Consider the following 17,120-nt stretch of genomic DNA (forward strand, 5'->3'; position numbering starts at 1 on the left):
CCTATTAAATTCAATTAACTAAGAACTATATCTCAAGTAATATCTTAGCTGGATTTTCGATCATTTCCTTTATCGCCACAAGAAACTGTACCGCTTCCTTGCCATCGACCAAACGGTGGTCATAAGACAAAGCAAGATACATCATTGGGCGAATAACCACCTGACCGTTTTCAGCCACTGGGCGCTCCTGAATTTTGTGCATACCCAATATTGCCGTTTGCGGAGGGTTCAGGATTGGAGTAGACAACAGTGAACCAAAAACGCCTCCATTCGTAATCGTGAACGTGCCACCTGTCATTTCTTCAATCGATAGCTTGCCATCACGAGCCTTTCCACCAAACTCAGCAATTGTGCTCTCAACATCAGCAATGCTCATTGTGTCGGCATTACGGAGTACTGGCACGACCAGGCCCTTATCGGTGGAAACTGCCACACCTACATCCTGATAACCGTGATAAACAACATCGGTGCCATCAATAGAGGCATTTACGGCAGGGAAACGTTTCAGGGCTTCAGTCGCCGCGCGGACAAAGAAACCCATAAATCCGAGCCGGGTACCATTGTGAATTTTGGAGAATGAATCCTTGAACTCTGTACGCAAATTCATGATTCGGTGCATGTCGACTTCATTGAAGGTCGTCAACATTGCGGTCGTTTGAGTCACCTGAACCAGACGCTCAGCAATGCGTGAACGCATACGTGTCATAGGTACGCGCTTCTCGACCCGATCCCCATCCGCCATAGGGGGCAGGCTCGCTGCAGGTGCTGGCTGCTCAGGAGAAGCTGTTGGTTGAATGGCGACAATATCCTCTTTGGTTATTCTGCCATCTTTCCCGCTTCCGCTGACTTTTTGCAGATCCACACCCTTTTCTTCAGCTAGCTTCCTAGCTGCAGGGCTGGCAATTTTTTCGTCACTTGAATCTTTACTGCTATCATCAGGCTTTGCTCCTGACTCTGCCTTCGCTTCTGGCTCAGACTCCTTTTCCGCTGCTGGTTTCGCAGAGCTGCCCCCGGCAGTGACGCGTGCAATGACCTCGTTGCTCTGAACAACATCTCCCTCAGCTTTCAAGACCTCATCCAGTGTTCCATCTGCGGGAGCAACCACTTCGAGAACCACTTTGTCCGTTTCAATATCAACCAGCAACTCGTCCCGGGTAACGGAATCCCCAGGTTTTTTATGCCATGTAGCAATATTTCCCTCCTGAACGGATTCAGGGAAAGTAGGTGCCTTAATTTCAATGCTCATTTTTTATCATTTCCTTGGTCAAGGATGGTTTTTGGCGGCTAAAAGCTCAACGCTTCATTAACAAATTTCGCCTGTTCCTCAAGGTGTGCCGACATGTAACCTGCAGCCGGCGCTGCAGAGGCAGGACGACCGACATAACGTAGGGTTAAATCCCCGTTATAACGATCGAGCACACTGCGCATATGGTGTTGACTGCTGTACCAGGCGCCCTGATTGATGGGCTCTTCCTGACACCAGATTACCTCCTCTAAACAGGTGTACTCACTGAGTACATTTAACAAGTCTTCATCGGGAAACGGGTAGAGCTGCTCGATACGCACCATGGCAATATCGTCAATTTTGCGCTCCATCCGCTCCTCCAGCAGATGGTAATAAACTTTTCCTGAACACAATATCAGACGGCGCGCTTTCTTGGGCGCCACCTCTCGCTCAGGAATCACTGGCATAAAATGCCCATCGGCAAGATCTTCCAGAGAGGAAGTTGCAAGCTTGTGCCGCAGTATCCATTTAGGACTCATGACTACCAGTGGCCGACGCATTGGCCTGATCGCCTGACGGCGAAGCATATGGTAGACCTGAGCAGGGGTTGTTGGGATACAAACCTGAATATTGTGCTCAGCACAAAGCTGCAAAAAACGCTCGAGCCTAGCTGATGAGTGTTCCGGACCCTGTCCTTCATAACCGTGAGGCAACAACATGGTGAGGCCACACAAGCGTCCCCACTTGTGTTCACCACTGGTGATGAACTGGTCGATGACAACTTGGGCACCGTTCGCGAAATCCCCAAACTGGGCTTCCCATATCACCAGACCAGAGGGTGCCGTTGTAGAATAGCCGTACTCAAATGCCAGGACGGCCTCTTCTGACAGAAATGAATCATAGATATCGAACTCGGGCTGATTTTCTGAAAGATGCTTGAGCGGCGTGTAGGTTTCGGCATCTTTCTGATTATAAAGTACTGCGTGACGGTGAGAGAAAGTACCGCGGCCAATATCCTGGCCGGTCATCCGAATAGGGTAACCCTGCTCCAACAGCGTGGCATAAGCCAGAAGTTCCGCCATGCCCCAGTTCAGCTCCAGAGCCCCGGCCGACATCTTCAGCCGGTCGTCATAAATTTTTTCCACCTGGCGCTGCAACACAATACCTTCTGGCACCCGACACATTCTGGTTGCCAGATCTTTCAGCTTAGCCAATGGATAAGAGGTATCCGCTGGCGTTACCCATTCGTGCCCCAAATAGGGAGACCAGTCGACAAACAGTGCATCATCTGGCTCTGAGACCAGCTTGTTCACGACATTATGTCCCTTGTCGAGGATGTTCCGATAATCTGCAAGCAGGCTATCCGCTGCTGACTCATTGAGCACACCCTCACTTGCAAGCCTGTCAGCATAAAGAGCCCTGGTGGTTTTGTGCTTCTTGATAACCTTGTACATCAGGGGCTGGGTAGAAGATGGCTCATCGGTTTCGTTATGGCCTCTGCGACGGTAGCAGAACAGGTCAATAACAATATCCCTCTTGAACTGATAACGGTAATCTGCAGCCAGTGAGGTAGCGAACATTACCGCATCCGGATCATCTGCATTAACATGAATGATCGGAGCCTGAACCATTTTTGCCACATCGGTACAGTATTCTGTCGAACGGGCATCTTCCTTCCTGCTAGTGGTAAAACCTACCTGATTATTGATTACGAGGTGAATACTGCCACCCGTTTTGTAGGCGCGGGTCTGAGACATTTGGAACGTTTCCATCACCACACCCTGGCCGGCAAAAGAGGCATCGCCGTGGACAATGACAGGGACTACCTGATCGCCCTCTGGATCTTGCCTACGGTCCTGACGTGCTCTGGCCGAGCCCACAACTACCGGAGAGGCGATTTCCAAGTGGGAGGGGTTGAACGCTAGCGCCAGATGCACTTCGCCACCTGGCGTCATGACATTCGAAGAAAACCCCTGGTGGTACTTCACGTCCCCCGAGGTATCAACATGCCGTTTACCCTCAAATTCAGCAAACAGGTCAGCCGGGCTTTTGCCCAGCACGTTCACCAGAACATTAAGTCGTCCGCGATGAGCCATGGCCAGGACAATTTCTTTGGCTCCGTATTCCCCGACTCTTTCAATCAGACCATCGAGCATGGGAATCAGTGATTCTGCGCCCTCCAGACCAAATCGCTTGGTGCCGGGATACTTGGAATCCAGATGCCGCTCCAGTCCTTCCGCGGCTGTCAGTCGCTGCAATACGTGCTTGCGTGTTTCAGTATCATAAACGGGTTTCGAACGCACACTCTCGAGACGTTGCTGAAACCACTGCTTTTCGGCCAAATCAGTGATGTGCATCAGCTCAACACCAACGTGGCGACAGTAAGTCTCCTCCAAAGCAGAGATAATTTCCTTCAGTGTGGCTTCCTGTTTACCGATGAACAATGTGCCACATTGAAAAGTCGTATCAAGATCGGCTTCCGTCAAACCATGGTAAGAAAGTTGCAGATCCGGGACCGTCTCCCGCTTCATTATTCCCAAAGGATCAAGGCTTGCTTGCTGATGGCCGCGGTTGCGGTAGGAACTAATGAGATGGAGTACTTTAACCTGCTTCCGCTCATGTTCTATATTGACGCCACCGGAACCAGGTGCGGGAACAGGCCTTGCCCTGCGACGACCGAGCAACTCAAAGTGCTCCTGAATAGTCGCATGGGATACATCAAGCCCATTATGTCCATTAACACCGGGAAGTGAGCTGAAGAAAGAGCGCCACTCGTCAGGCACTGCATTCGGGTCGTGTAGATAGGTTTCGTACAAACCTTCGATATATGCAGCATTCCCACCGGAAAGATGAGAAGTGCGCAAAAATTGCTGCATGATGCTTTCAGGCATCGAAATGTTTCCTGTAGTCAGTCAGATCACAAAATCACCAAGGCTCCCACCTAGGGAAGCCTTGGCAGATTGTACTGTAATGTACTTTAAGTAGCACTTCTCAGTAGCATATTTCTGATATGACCAATTGCTTTAGTTGGATTCAATCCCTTGGGACAAACCGCCACACAGTTTTGAATTCCGTGACAGCGGAAAACACTAAACGGATCGTCCAGATTGGCAAGCCGTTGCTCAGTATCCGTGTCACGGCTATCCACCAGAAAACGATAGGCCTGGAGCAAGCCCGCAGGACCGATAAACTTGTCCGGATTCCACCAGAAAGAGGGACAACTGGTAGAGCAGCATGCACACAGGATACATTCATAGAGACCATCCAGCTTGGCTCGATCTTCCGGAGACTGCAGGCGTTCAATTGCGGGCGCCGGCTGGTTGTTTACCAGATACGGTTGAATCTTTTCATACTGGGCATAAAACTGGCCCATATCGATTACCAGATCCCGAATAACCGGCAAGCCAGGCAGCGGGCGAAGTACCAACTTGTCGTTTTTCACTGCTGCCGAGAGCGGCGTAATACAAGCCAAACCATTCTTACCATTGATATTTACGCCGTCTGAACCGCAGACACCCTCACGGCAGGAACGGCGATAAGACAACGTTGAATCCTGCGCTTTGAGCTGCTCTAAAACATCTAGCACCATCACATCCTTGCCGGCAGTATCCACTTCATAGTCCTGCATGTATGGAGCTTCGTCCGTCTCAGGATTGTAGCGATAAATACTAACTTTCAACATGGTTCAAACCCTTATCAGTAGGTACGCGCCTTAGGCGCGAAGGCTTCCATGGTTTTGGGTGCAAAGTTCACACCTCGCTTACCAACTTCTTTAGTCTCGGGAAAGTAGACAGAGTGACACAACCAATTTGCATCGTCGCGCTCTGTAAAATCCTCACGGGCGTGAGCGCCGCGGCTTTCTGTTCTGACCTCGGCGGTGATAGCAGTAGCCTCCGCAACCTCTAGAAGATTCTGCAGTTCCAACGCCTCAATACGAGCTGTATTAAAAGCATTACTTTTATCATCGAGACGAACGTTTTCTATCCGGGGACGAAGGGCTTTAAGCTTCTCAATGCCCTCCTGCATGTAATCGCCACGGCGGAACACACCAAAATAGTTCTGCATAATACTTTGCAGCTCAGCCCGCAACTCTGCGGTGGTCTCACCCTCAGTCGAATTATTAATTCGATTTATGCCAGACATAGCAGCGTCAATATCTGCATCAGTTGCCTCCTTCAGGTCAATCCCTTCACGCAGAGCCTGCTCAATGAACAGACCTGATGAACGACCAAACACCACCAGATCCAGCAACGAGTTGCCACCTAAGCGGTTTGCACCATGAACAGACACACAGGCAACTTCCCCGCAGGCATACAAGCCATCAATAACCCGATCATTACCATCGGCATCAAGGGTCAGCGCCTGACCAGAAACATTAGTGGGAACACCGCCCATCATATAATGACAGGTGGGGACTACAGGGATAGGTTCTTTGACCGGATCCACATGGGCAAACGTACGAGACAACTCACAGATACCGGGCAGACGACTCTCAAGAATCTCTTCACCGAGATGATCCAGCTTCAGCAAGACGTGATCGCCTTTTTCGCCACAACCACGGCCTTCCAAAATCTCCAGAACCATGGACCGGGCAACCACATCTCGACCCGCCAGGTCTTTAGCATTGGGGGCATAGCGTTCCATAAAACGCTCACCATCTTTATTGATCAGATAACCGCCCTCACCGCGACAGCCCTCCGTCACCAGTGTGCCGGCACCAGCAATACCGGTCGGGTGAAACTGCCACATTTCGATATCCTGAACTGGAAAACCAGCCCGGAGGGCCATACCGACACCGTCACCCGTATTGATGTGCGCATTGGTGGTCGACGCATAAATCCTTCCTGCGCCGCCGGTGGCGAGCACCGTGGCCTTGGATTTCACGTAAACGGTTTCGCCCGTTTCAATATTGATGGCAATAACGCCTACAACTGCATTATCGGCATTTTTCACGAGGTCGACTGCAAACCACTCATTAAAGAACACCGTATTGTTTTTAATGTTATTTTGGTAGAGCGTGTGTAACAGCGCATGGCCTGTACGGTCGGCAGCAGCACAGGTTCTTGCCGCCTGCCCACCTTCACCAAAATTTTTGGACTGTCCACCGAACGGCCGCTGATAAATACGGCCCTCTTCGGTACGAGAAAAGGGAAGGCCCATGTGCTCCAGTTCAAATACTGCTTCAGGCCCGACAGAGCACATATATTCAATGGCCTCTTGGTCACCGATATAATCGGAACCTTTCACCGTGTCATACATATGCCAGCGCCAGTCATCGCTGGGATCGTCACTGGCAATCGCACAGGTAATCCCACCCTGCGCTGAAACTGTGTGTGAGCGCGTCGGAAAGACCTTGGAAATCACCGCTGTCTTATAGCCAGACTGGGCCAGTTGGAGTGCGGCTCGCATACCAGCACCACCACCACCGACAATTACACCGTCAAACGAAATGGTTCTTACACTACTCATGGATTTAGATTCCCCATACGATATCAAGAGCCCATATGACATAAACCAGAGTGACTGTAATCATCCCCAGCTGAAGAAAAATACGCAGCACCGTGGCCTTTGGACCAAGCAGACGCTCTGTGACGTAATCGGTCAGGACCGCCCACAAACCGATCCAGGCGTGGACAGCGATAGACAGTACTGTCAGGACATTAAAGATTTTCATGGCGATATGGCTGTGCAGCCCGAGCCACTGACTGTATTCAAGGCCGGAATTAAATAGCAGGTAGGCCGTGATAAATACCGTGTAGGCAGCCATAACCACGGCGGTAACACGTTGCAGCAGCCAGTCTGAGAGGCCACTGCGGCTGAAGCTTGTAACATTGGTAATCATACCCATACCCAGACCCCCGCGAGAATAATTAGAACAACAGCAACAAACAGGACAATTTTTGCGCCCAGGCGACCACCTTCAAGGGTCTCGCCCACACCAAAATCCATAATCAAGTGTCGGACACCCGCGACAATATGGTAGGCCAGGCCCGCTAACGCTGCCCAGACAATCAATTGGCAAACCGGGCTGCTCATCGTTTCCCTGATAGCATTAAATCCTTCTTCTGAAGATAAGCTGGTATCCAGCAACCACAAGAACACAGCGATTGCACCGAACAGTACAACTCCGGAAACACGATGCAAAATAGATACATAGGAGGTTATCGGAAGCTCTATTGTTCCGATATCGAGATTTACAGGTCTTTTCTTGTTCACGATATACACACCTTAAGTCCGCAGGTTGGGCAGAATGCAGAAATATAACGCAGGGAAAATCGGCTAAACCGTCGTCGGCATACCGGGCTAAAATCGGGGAAAAATTATAGAAGTATTGTCACAGGATTACAATGAAACCTGTCCGTCATTCAGTATTGATGCAGTTATATCTACAAAAGATAGCCGCTATTCACTCGCTGTATTTGCAGTAAAATTGACAAATCCAGAGAGAAGGCTATAGTTTTGCGCCTCAGAAATAGTTTGCACGCTTGATGCTTGCATCTCGCTCCCTGATTCGTAGGAGAACCCAATGAGCAATAAGAAGGTCCATCTTTCTGTAGAGGGCACAGATATTCATCTTGAATTACCGATACTTGGAAGTACTCTCGGACAGGATGTCATCGATATTTCGAAAGTGCCTGAAACAGGTTGTTTTACGTTCGACCCCGGCTTTAGTGCCACTGCTGCCTGTGAATCAAAAATTACTTTTATTGATGGCGACAAGGGCGTATTGCTTCATCGCGGCTACCCTATAGAACAACTCGCACAAAAATCCGATTATCTTGAGACCTGTTATCTGCTGCTGAATGGAGAGCTCCCCTCTCCCGAGGGGAAAAAGGATTTTGAGCAGATTATCAGAATGCACACCATGGTGAATCGCTCCATTGAGCAGTTCATGTCCGGCTTTCGTTACGATGCACACCCTATGGCTATGCTCTGTGGCGCGGTAGGCGGCCTGTCATCGTTTTACCACGACTCCATGGATATCAACGATCCAGAGCACCGACTGATTACCGCACACAGGCTAATTGCCAAAATGCCAACACTGGCAGCCATGTGTCACAAACATTTCATTGGCCAGCCTTATATGTACCCCGATAACAAACTGGGTTACGCAGAGAACTTCCTGCACATGATGTTTGGCACTCCCTGTGAAGAGAGCAACATCAACCCCGTTATTGCGAAAGCAATGGATCTGTTGTTCCTCCTTCACGCCGACCACGAACAAAATGCCTCTACTTCAACCGTCCGTCTCGCTGGCTCTTCCGGCGCCAACCCCTATTCCTGTATAGCTGCTGGCATCGCAGCACTGTGGGGGCCCGCCCACGGCGGGGCCAATCAGGCTGTTCTGGAAATGCTCGAGCAAATCGGCGATGAAAAACACATCGACAAGTACGTAGTACGCGCCAAAGACAAGGACGACCCCTTCCGGCTGATGGGCTTCGGCCACCGGGTCTATAAAAACTTCGATCCCCGCGCCAAGGTCATGAAAGAAGCCTGTGACGCGGTACTGGCTGAGCTCGGCATTGAAAATGACCCATTGCTTAAAATCGCCAAACGACTGGAACAGATTGCACTGGAAGACGAGTATTTTGTTGAGAAAAAACTCTACCCCAATGTGGATTTCTACTCGGGCATCATCATGAAAGCCATTGGCATACCCACTGAAATGTTTACTGTTATCTTCGCTACCGGGCGCACTGTTGGCTGGATATCTCACTGGAATGAAATGCTGAGCAACCCTTACCGTATCGGTCGCCCAAGACAACTCTACACTGGATCACCAAAACGGGATTATCCCGAGTAAGATCAGGTACATTACCAATTTCTGCATACCCCAAAGCCACTCTTTGAGTGGCTTTTTTAATTCTACCCAGTTAAAACGCAAGGGGCTTACAGCTACAGCTAATTCGATTATTCTGTAGTAACATCAGAAAAAAGCTAACCTGAACTTGATCCGAAAAATCGAGTCTGAGTAAAAAGTTACATCCGGAGGCTACAAATGAGCATTAAACCAGTGAGCAAACTACTTCTCCCCATCACCATAGTGCTGTCATTATTGTTCACAGCGACCGCCTATGCAGCGGAGAATACACCTGAAGGTGTCGTCAAAAGCTACTACGCTGCATTAAAAGCACGAAAATACGAAGATGCTTACGACCTGCTGACACCAAGAATGATTGATGGTCGTACAAAAAAAGAGTATGCAGCTGACTGGAAGAATATCGTGGATATGGCATCTGTCATTCTGCACGAATACGGCATATCGTCAGTCGAAATTGACGGGGAAACGGCCAAGGTCAATGCCTGGACCAGAGCCAGTGACGTCTTTAACACCGATGGTATTATTGAAAAAGAAGTTGATCACCTGATCCTGACAGACGGCGTCTGGAAACTGGATGCAACAGAAGTCAGTATGGAAGCGGTCGATATGTAGTGTTAACCCTGCCAATGAAACCGCCCTTTTGGGCGGTTTTTTTGTGTCTGCTGAATGACATCGGCACGACTAACGTCCAATAGAGCACCGCACCAATTCATGGAAGACTCAGCTGCAGAATATGTGGAAACAGAAGGCAGTCAGATAATGCAAAAAATTCAGGCCTACATCGTTGGTGCACTTCTGATGTTCGGTTCTGCCACATGGGCAGCCATCTATGCACAGAATGTATCCTCTGTCATCGCCATACTCTCGATCCCATCGCTTCTCGCCGGCTATATCTACGGCACTGCTCTACCACAATATGTATGGGGAATGTTACTGGGGATATGTTGTTATATGGTGCTGGAGTTTTTTATGTATGGCCCCGTATATCAGACAACCGGCCTAGTTTACGGCATTGCCTTCTTCACTTCCCTCGGGTGCGCCACGATCGGCTATGCACTGCTCCGCTGGAAAACCGGAAGAATGAGTCGTTTCTCCGATTAACACAGCAGTACCTCAGCCTTCGATTGAGTGATGAATCGGAACGTAGCGTTTGAATTCTTATGACACCAAACAAAAAATCCCCCAGATTTTCATCTGGGGGATTTTTTGTTTGGTGGAGCTAAGCGGGATCGAACCGCTGACCTCAACACTGCCAGTGTTGCGCTCTCCCAGCTGAGCTATAGCCCCGTAAAAGAGGGCGCAATTTTAGGCACAGCCCCCTGGAGTGTCAAGCCTGTTCTTCAGGGTGTTCAGTACGGGCTGCAGAGAGAAGACGGTAATCTTTATCCCAGGCCTTTAGCTGCTTTTTAGAAACCCCGCCAGAGGCCTCCAGAGCGCTCCTGATACGCGCCCTGACCATATCTGGCCCGAGGATAGCCATGGCATCAAACAGGGGCGGAGCCGAGGTGGATCCAGCAACAGCGACAAACAGGGGGGATAAAAAATCCTTCAACTTTAATTCCATCCCCTGTGCCAACTGATTCAGCTCCTCATACAAGCCATCCCGACTCCAATGACGCAACCCATCGAGGCGCCAGGAGCTGTATTGCAGAATTTTCCGCACTGTTTCATTGTCCAGTTTTTTGTGCTCGAAGTGGGAAGTATCGAGTTTCGGCATGCCCGAAAACATAAACCCGAGTAACGGCGCAATATCGGAAAACTTTTCCACTCTCTCCTTGATCAGTGGAATCATCCTGGCGAGGTTGTCACGGTTTATCGCCCATTCAGCAACACGATTGGCAAATGCCTGCTCATCCAGATTTTCACGGATCCAGCGGCCGTTCAGCCAGTCCAGCTTTTCAGTATCAAAAACCGGCCCCCCCAGATGCACAGCACGCAGGTCAAACTGATCAAGCATGTCCTGAAGGCTAAACTTCTCACTCTCGTCCGGCATGGACCAGCCCATACGCCCAAGATAGTTGACCACAGCCTCCGGCATGTAACCCATATCCCGATAATAGTTGATGCTGGTAGGGTTTTTCCGCTTGCTGAGTTTGCTTTTATCGGGATTTCTCAGCAATGGCATATGACAGAACTCAGGCATATCCCAACCAAAGTACTTATAAAGGAGAAGGTGTTTGGGTGCTGAGTTGATCCATTCCTCGCCACGAATGACATGGGTGATTTTCATCAGGTGGTCATCTACTACATTGGCAAGGTGATAGGTGGGCATACCGTCCGCCTTCAGCAGCACTTGCATATCCACCTGTGTCCAGGGAATTTCAATCTGGCCGCGCAGCAGATCCTGAAAAACACAACTGCCGTGATCGGGAACCTTCATACGGATAACGTAGGGCTCTCCCGCTGCCAGGCGCTTTTTAACGTTTTCGGCCGACAATGACAAACCTCGGCCATCATATTTTGCGGTTTCCCCTCTCGCCATCTGCTCACGACGCATCTCGTCAAGCTCTTCAGACGTGGCAAAGCAGTAAAATGCATGGCCTTTATCAACCAGCTCCATAACGTGTTGTTGATAAATATCCGTTCGCTCGCTCTGTCGATAAGGACCATAAGGTCCACCAACGTCGGGCCCCTCGGACCACTCGAGGCCTAGCCAGCGCAAGGAATCCAGAATCATCTTTTCAGATTCCGGGGTACTGCGAACCTGGTCAGTATCTTCAATACGCAGGATAAACTCACCACCCTGGCTTCGGGCAAAACAGAGATTAAAAAGGGCTACATAGGCAGTCCCAACGTGGGGGTCGCCAGTGGGAGATGGAGCAATGCGTGTGCGAACAGACATCAAATAAACATTCCGTTTGGGGTGAATTGGGTCAACAGGAAAAGAGCGTGATTATACGCAGAACAGGACTAATCAACAGTTCTCAAGGCTGGCGGGCCCAAAAAATAACCCTGTGCAGCATCGGCATCCAGCTCGGCAAGCTGATCCCATTCCTGTTCGTTTTCAACACCTTCCACCCATAACTGCAACCCACTGTTATGGGCAAGCCCGGCGAGTGACTTGATATAAAACTGGTTGTCCAGATTCGTGTCCAGCTCGCGCAGAAAACTGCGGTGAACCTTGAGATGATTCAATGGCAGACTACTCAGATAGCCAAAAGCCGCAGACTCTAGGCCAAAATGGTCGATGCCGAGTGAAGTACCGTGCTTTTGCAAAAGCTGACTAAAAGTCCTGAGAGACGCACCGTTTGCTTTCATGGCATATTCCGGCACCTCAAATACCAACTTCGCTGCCAGCCTCCGCTGAGATGCCAGGAAGTTATCAAGCCATCTCAGAAAACCGGAGGTTTTCACCGATACTATCGACAGATTGACACACAGTTTAGTGGGGGTCTCCTTTTCGCGCTCAGCCGAGGCCAGAGACTCCAGAATCAGCCTGTCAAGGCTAGGCATCAGCCCCAGTCTTTCTGCAATGGGAACCACCACAGCAGCCGCCAGTAAATCCTTGCCGTTGAGGAAGCGCACATACACTTCCTGGGCCAGTAGCGCTTTATCCTGAATACTGACTATAGGCTGGTAGTGAAGTGCCACAAGCCGGTTTTGAATGGCCTGATTGAGAAATACTTCCCACTCATTGAGGGGTTTTCCCAGTACGGGAACATCACCATTTTGCACATCGGCAAATTTGGTCCAACGGCTGGCACTACCCAGCTTGGCCTGCCGCAGTGCAATATCGGCTTCACCCAGCATTTCGGGACCACTGGTGATATTCGTATGAAAGGTATATCCCATGTGGAAAGACAATGGACACTTCTCGTTATGAAGCCAACTGATATCCTGGACGGCCCCAAATATCTTTTCTGCCAAAGCGTCGCCTTCTCCAGGGGTAATATCGGGGATAAACAGCGAGAACTCCGGACCCTGCCGTCTGGCTACAATAGCCCGGGGATGATCAATCACCGCGCTTTGCAAACGCTGGCCGACAGATTTGAGAATCGCATTTCCCTCTCCACGCCCGGCATATTCGTTGACGCATGAAATATCGTGCAATGCGACAATCGCCAGAGCGCCGGTATGCATGCCCTCCTCCTGATCATCGACATAGCTTCGCAGGCGGTTGTCAAAATCATTTCGATTGGAGAGACCGGTAACCGCATCTTGAAAAGACTGTTTCTGCAGTCGGTCGATGAGCGAAAGCTGATCTTCAAAAACGGCCTTGAGGTGAAGTGCCATCCTATTCATGGCCCGGACGACGCTGCCAAGCTCACGAGTTTTCGGCAGGGGCTCCAGAACAACAAATTTTTTATTGAAAATATCATTGGCCTGCTGCTCAACCCGGGCAAGTGGCACGAGCAACCATTTGAGCGCAATATAGGCCAACAAACAGACAGACAGTGTAATAGCAGTAAACCAGATTAACTGTGTCGTGGTAACCCGCCACAGTTTCAGGTAAGCCTGACCGGGATGACTGACAACGACCACCTCCCCCAGTTGCATCCAGTCAGACGTTACTTCTGCCCTCCCCTCGTTAATGGGCAGGTCGATGAATGACAAAAACCAGTCTGGAACACCCTCAAGAGAAACCGGAAATTCTCTGTCGATCAGGGTATTCCCGTCGAGATCAGAAAAATAAATACGCTGAAAATAACCGCTGTCAGATACCGCATTGAACATGGTATCCATGGTGGCAATATCTTTTTCCTGCGCCGCCTGCGTCATGGAAAGCCCAAGTGAAGTAGCAGTGTCCTGCGCATGGACTTGCATCTGTTCAGCAACCAGTTGCTGGTTGTTATAAAGACTGACAAGCGTATTGCCTGCGTACAGACAGACAAATAACAAGACAATAGCGATAATCAGCTGGCGGAACAGAGTCACGCAACATTCCTTTTGTGTTCAATTGATCGAGTCTAATCCAAACTGGCCCACTTGCCAATTGAGCACTGGATCACGCTACATCGACTCGCATCATAGCCTTGCCAGGCAATCTCTATGATAAGATCAAAGTCGCTGTAAATAGGCCGATAACGTCGCAAAAAACGGAAAGAAATTGAAGTCTTCATCAGCTCTACAAGCAATTTTTTTCGGTCGCATTGGACTGCTGGCTTCTCTGTTTTTCGTGATATTTACAGGCAACGCTGATCACTCCGGGATCAGTGACAAAATGCTCACCAGCATCCATAAAAAATATGGAGAGCCTGCTCAGTTGCGCATTGAATATTGGCAAAATATGACTCACGAATACCGCGGCAAAGCGGATATCGAGCAACTCACGGCAGTGAATGATTTTTTTAATGGCGCCCGCTTTGTCAGCGACATTGAGCTGTGGGGCAAGAATGATTACTGGGCGACTCCTATCGAATTTCTTGCCAGAGATGCCGGTGACTGTGAGGATTTCTCTATTGCCAAGTATTTCACGCTCAAGGAAATGGGCATGGATGTTTCAAAATTGCGGATCACCTATGTCAAGGCGACTTTGCTGAATCAGGCACACATGGTACTGGCCTACTATGCCACCCCAACTTCTGTACCCCTGATTCTCGACAATATCAATAAACACATCAAACCGGCCAATGAGCGAAATGACCTTCGACCGATTTACAGTTTTAACGCCGATAATTTATGGCTGGCCAGAACACGTAATGAACAACTCAAAGCAGGCAAATCAGACCAGCTCAATCTTTGGCGGGACCTGAATGCAAGAATGGCGAAGGAGTTAGAGTAAAGAATAATAACGACCAATCCAGAATGGACGTTATTGTAAAAAACCCGGCCATTTGACCGGGTTTTTTTAATTTTCAAACGATCAATCTACAACCAGATTATTATTACTAATGAGGCTTTCGATGACTTCTGCCGAAGAAAACTCACCACCATTTGTTAAATCCACACCTTGCAGCACAATTGTTTGGGTCGTAGTCCCCGCCGCGGCACCATCGACATCGGCGACAATACTCGTATCAGTTCCATCTGACGTGATCGTCAGAAAAGATGCATCCAGGGCTTCGGCTAAAGTCATGCCTGATGAATCCAGCCCCACAAGAAGATCTGAGAGATCAAGAATATCGCCCTCTGATGGATCATAGCTGCCACTCGACTGGTTAAAATCAGTAACAGTATCGGTCGCACCTATTCCTTCATCGCCGGCTACCCACTTGAACACATCTGCCCCGAGACCGCCCGTCAGTATATCGTTGCCAGGACCACCTACAAGAACATCCTCGCCCCCGGCGCCATTGAGAACATCATCACCGGCTGCACCGGTCAAATATTCATTCGCTGATGTACCCGTCAGGGAATCGTCTCCAGAAGAGCCGTAAATATTCTGATAGCCGGAAATATTAATTTCCAGTGTACTGGTAGTGCTACCATTCTGATTGGTAACCGTATATTCGAAGCTATCCACCAGATTCTCACCAACGTCTAGAACGTTCTTGATATCACCATTCAGTATATATTCATAACTGCCATCTTCGCTGACGGTCAGAGTGCCGTATTCACTCGAAGTATCAGCCCAGGTGACGACATCATCACTCCCTGTCCCGACAGTTCCGGAAACACTATCCAGCACCTGAGGGTTTTCAGATGACGAAGTGAAGCTGCCGACAATTTCAAAGTCATTTACTGCATTTTCATTCGTATAAATTTCATCAACCAAATTGCCATCAACATCCCGAAATCCCAATACATGGAAATCATAATCGAAGCCATCCATGTTGACAGTGATCATCTGTGGCGGAAGTGAAATAATATCCCGTGGATCACCACTATCATTAGGGGTTTCGTCGTGACTCATCAGCAGTTTCAAGTCTATCGGTTTTTCCAGGTGGACCCCATTAATCACTATATCCATATTAAGGACCAGGTAGACTTCCTGGAGGATTGACGAATTGACCGCTATGGGAAAATTTAAATGCTGGAAGTCCGCAATCTTGAAGGTTGAGCCAACGTCTACTGTTGACCCGGTTTCTGAACTGAAAAGGGTATTATCAACCAGTGTGTAACCAGACTGGCCGGTACTACCGACAGGTCTGCCCCAGCCCAACTGATCAATATATGGATCGGAATCAGTATTATATTCCGAGGTGTTTGCCGTTCCATTCACAAAAGTAGCGTCTTCAAAACCAACTTGAAGGTTTTTGATAACCAGTTCATCAAGGCCAACGTATAAATTTTTTGTAACACCCAGTTCTAACGGGGGCTGCCCCTGGTCCTGACCATTCACAGTGATCGTCAATGTTGATGAACTCTCTGCGCCACTTGAATCAGAAACCGTATAGTTGAACACCTCATTCAATTCTTCACCGGTATTCAGGTCGGCCAGCAGTGGATTATTATCGTCTAGGTCGTAGGCATATGAGCCGTCTGCCCCAATAGTCAAAACACCATATAAACCGGCAAGTTGCGTTCCATTAGCAGCCGTTGTTCCCACGCTGACTGACTGATTATTTATACTGACTATTCTCAAGGCATCGCCAAGATCAACATCTGTGTCAGCGACATCGGCGTACTGCTCGGCACCAGCAAATGAATCTGCCGAATCTATTCCATTTTCACCACCTGATATGACATTCCCTGAAATTATGGGGGCATCTACCCCATCAATACTCTTATTTACGAAATTGGTATCGGGGTTTGCCACGGGGCCGTCGTTGGTGCCATTAATCGTGATCGTGATGGTGCTCGTGCCACTGCCGTCCACAGAGTCAACCGTCCAGGTCTGAACCACCGTGTCGCCCGCCGCCAGGTACTGCACCGCCGCATTGTCTACCGCAAAACTGTAGTTGCCCTGGTCATCCAGTAGCGTCAGTGTCCCCAGCTCGGCGGTGTCTGTGTCCAATGCATTCGAGTTCGTCCGACCGCCAAACGACAGCGTGCCCGGATCAAAAGCCTCTTCGCCCTGATCTTCATCCGACACACTGATCGCGCCGGTCACACTCAGCACCGTATCCGGCACACTGTCCACCGGATTCAGGTCCTGATCTTCCGTCACCGAACGGGCGTCGTTCGTGACCACCGCTCCGTCGTTGGTGCCATTAATCGTGATCGTGATGGTGCTCGTGCCACTGCCGTCCA

At 49.5% G+C, this 17,120-nt stretch carries 13 protein-coding genes and 1 tRNA gene; 4 read left to right on the forward strand and 10 right to left on the reverse strand.

Translation table 11 applies throughout. The features are described 5' to 3' along the window. Positions 1-25: 25 nt before the first annotated feature. From odhB to sdhC, 6 genes are all read right to left on the reverse strand, one after another. Entirely contained in the window at positions 26-1,246 is a 1,221-nt protein-coding gene (gene odhB / locus AACZ64_RS03845) for a 2-oxoglutarate dehydrogenase complex dihydrolipoyllysine-residue succinyltransferase (protein ID WP_293614304.1), read from the reverse strand. Positions 1,247-1,284: 38 nt separating this feature from the next. Next, positions 1,285-4,116, reverse strand: coding sequence for a 2-oxoglutarate dehydrogenase E1 component (locus AACZ64_RS03850; protein WP_293614303.1), 2,832 nt, complete (start codon positions 4,114-4,116; stop codon positions 1,285-1,287). Between the two features lie 86 nt (positions 4,117-4,202). Next, positions 4,203-4,907, reverse strand: coding sequence for a succinate dehydrogenase iron-sulfur subunit (locus tag AACZ64_RS03855; protein ID WP_036860390.1), 705 nt, complete (start codon positions 4,905-4,907; stop codon positions 4,203-4,205). A gap of 14 nt (positions 4,908-4,921) precedes the next feature. Continuing rightward, on the reverse strand, positions 4,922-6,694 hold the full coding sequence (sdhA, locus tag AACZ64_RS03860; protein ID WP_293614302.1) for a succinate dehydrogenase flavoprotein subunit: 1,773 nt from the start codon (positions 6,692-6,694) through the stop codon (positions 4,922-4,924). 4 nt (positions 6,695-6,698) lie between these two features. After that, the gene (gene sdhD, locus AACZ64_RS03865) at positions 6,699-7,067 is read right to left on the reverse strand and encodes a succinate dehydrogenase, hydrophobic membrane anchor protein (protein WP_293614301.1); all 369 of its coding nucleotides are present in this window, start codon (positions 7,065-7,067) and stop codon (positions 6,699-6,701) included. Beyond that, complete coding sequence (gene sdhC / locus AACZ64_RS03870) at positions 7,064-7,441, reverse strand: succinate dehydrogenase, cytochrome b556 subunit (RefSeq protein WP_293614300.1); 378 nt, start codon at positions 7,439-7,441, stop codon at positions 7,064-7,066. Before sdhC ends, sdhD begins: the two co-directional genes overlap by 4 nt. 310 nt (positions 7,442-7,751) lie before the next feature. On the opposite strand from sdhC, the gene gltA reads away from it, so the two are divergent. From gltA to AACZ64_RS03885, 3 genes are all read left to right on the forward strand, one after another. After that, on the forward strand, positions 7,752-9,029 hold the full coding sequence (gltA, locus tag AACZ64_RS03875; protein ID WP_293614299.1) for a citrate synthase: 1,278 nt from the start codon (positions 7,752-7,754) through the stop codon (positions 9,027-9,029). Between the two features lie 195 nt (positions 9,030-9,224). Beyond that, positions 9,225-9,659, forward strand: a complete 435-nt coding sequence (locus tag AACZ64_RS03880) for a hypothetical protein (RefSeq protein WP_293614298.1) — start codon at positions 9,225-9,227, stop codon at positions 9,657-9,659. Positions 9,660-9,758: 99 nt separating this feature from the next. Next, the gene (locus AACZ64_RS03885) at positions 9,759-10,148 is read left to right on the forward strand and encodes a hypothetical protein (RefSeq protein ID WP_339639709.1); all 390 of its coding nucleotides are present in this window, start codon (positions 9,759-9,761) and stop codon (positions 10,146-10,148) included. 110 nt (positions 10,149-10,258) lie between these two features. On the opposite strand, the gene AACZ64_RS03890 is transcribed toward AACZ64_RS03885, so the two are convergent. The 3 genes from AACZ64_RS03890 to AACZ64_RS03900 form a co-directional block, all read right to left on the reverse strand. After that, positions 10,259-10,334 (reverse strand) — tRNA-Ala (locus AACZ64_RS03890). A gap of 40 nt (positions 10,335-10,374) precedes the next feature. Then, positions 10,375-11,889 carry a glutamate--tRNA ligase gene (gene gltX / locus AACZ64_RS03895; protein ID WP_293614296.1) on the reverse strand — a complete coding sequence of 505 codons (1,515 nt, stop codon included), beginning with the start codon at positions 11,887-11,889 and terminating at the stop codon, positions 10,375-10,377. A 68-nt stretch (positions 11,890-11,957) separates the two neighbouring features. After that, on the reverse strand, positions 11,958-13,922 hold the full coding sequence (locus AACZ64_RS03900) for an EAL domain-containing protein (protein WP_293614295.1): 1,965 nt from the start codon (positions 13,920-13,922) through the stop codon (positions 11,958-11,960). 172 nt (positions 13,923-14,094) lie between these two features. On the opposite strand from AACZ64_RS03900, the gene AACZ64_RS03905 reads away from it, so the two are divergent. Next, the gene (locus AACZ64_RS03905) at positions 14,095-14,769 is read left to right on the forward strand and encodes a transglutaminase-like cysteine peptidase (protein ID WP_293614294.1); all 675 of its coding nucleotides are present in this window, start codon (positions 14,095-14,097) and stop codon (positions 14,767-14,769) included. 81 nt (positions 14,770-14,850) lie between these two features. On the opposite strand, the gene AACZ64_RS03910 is transcribed toward AACZ64_RS03905, so the two are convergent. Next, positions 14,851-17,120: VCBS domain-containing protein (locus tag AACZ64_RS03910; RefSeq protein ID WP_339639710.1), on the reverse strand; the 2,270-nt coding region annotated here is incomplete at its 5' end.

Source organism: uncultured Porticoccus sp., from assembly GCF_963975625.1.
Lineage (GTDB): Bacteria > Pseudomonadota > Gammaproteobacteria > Pseudomonadales > Porticoccaceae > Porticoccus.

What these genes read in the sequence shown, in the direction of transcription:
- gltX (WP_293614296.1), bottom strand. Translation starts at nt 11,889, where the DNA reads ATGTCTGTTCGCACACGCATTGCTCCATCTCCCACTGGCGACCCCCAC.
- sdhD (WP_293614301.1), bottom strand. Translation starts at nt 7,067, where the DNA reads ATGATTACCAATGTTACAAGCTTCAGCCGCAGTGGCCTCTCAGACTGG.
- AACZ64_RS03880 (WP_293614298.1), top strand. Translation starts at nt 9,225, where the DNA reads ATGAGCATTAAACCAGTGAGCAAACTACTTCTCCCCATCACCATAGTG.
- AACZ64_RS03885 (WP_339639709.1), top strand. Translation starts at nt 9,759, where the DNA reads ATGGAAGACTCAGCTGCAGAATATGTGGAAACAGAAGGCAGTCAGATA.
- gltA (WP_293614299.1), top strand. Translation starts at nt 7,752, where the DNA reads ATGAGCAATAAGAAGGTCCATCTTTCTGTAGAGGGCACAGATATTCAT.
- odhB (WP_293614304.1), bottom strand. Translation starts at nt 1,246, where the DNA reads ATGAGCATTGAAATTAAGGCACCTACTTTCCCTGAATCCGTTCAGGAG.
- AACZ64_RS03855 (WP_036860390.1), bottom strand. Translation starts at nt 4,907, where the DNA reads ATGTTGAAAGTTAGTATTTATCGCTACAATCCTGAGACGGACGAAGCT.
- sdhA (WP_293614302.1), bottom strand. Translation starts at nt 6,694, where the DNA reads ATGAGTAGTGTAAGAACCATTTCGTTTGACGGTGTAATTGTCGGTGGT.
- AACZ64_RS03850 (WP_293614303.1), bottom strand. Translation starts at nt 4,116, where the DNA reads ATGCCTGAAAGCATCATGCAGCAATTTTTGCGCACTTCTCATCTTTCC.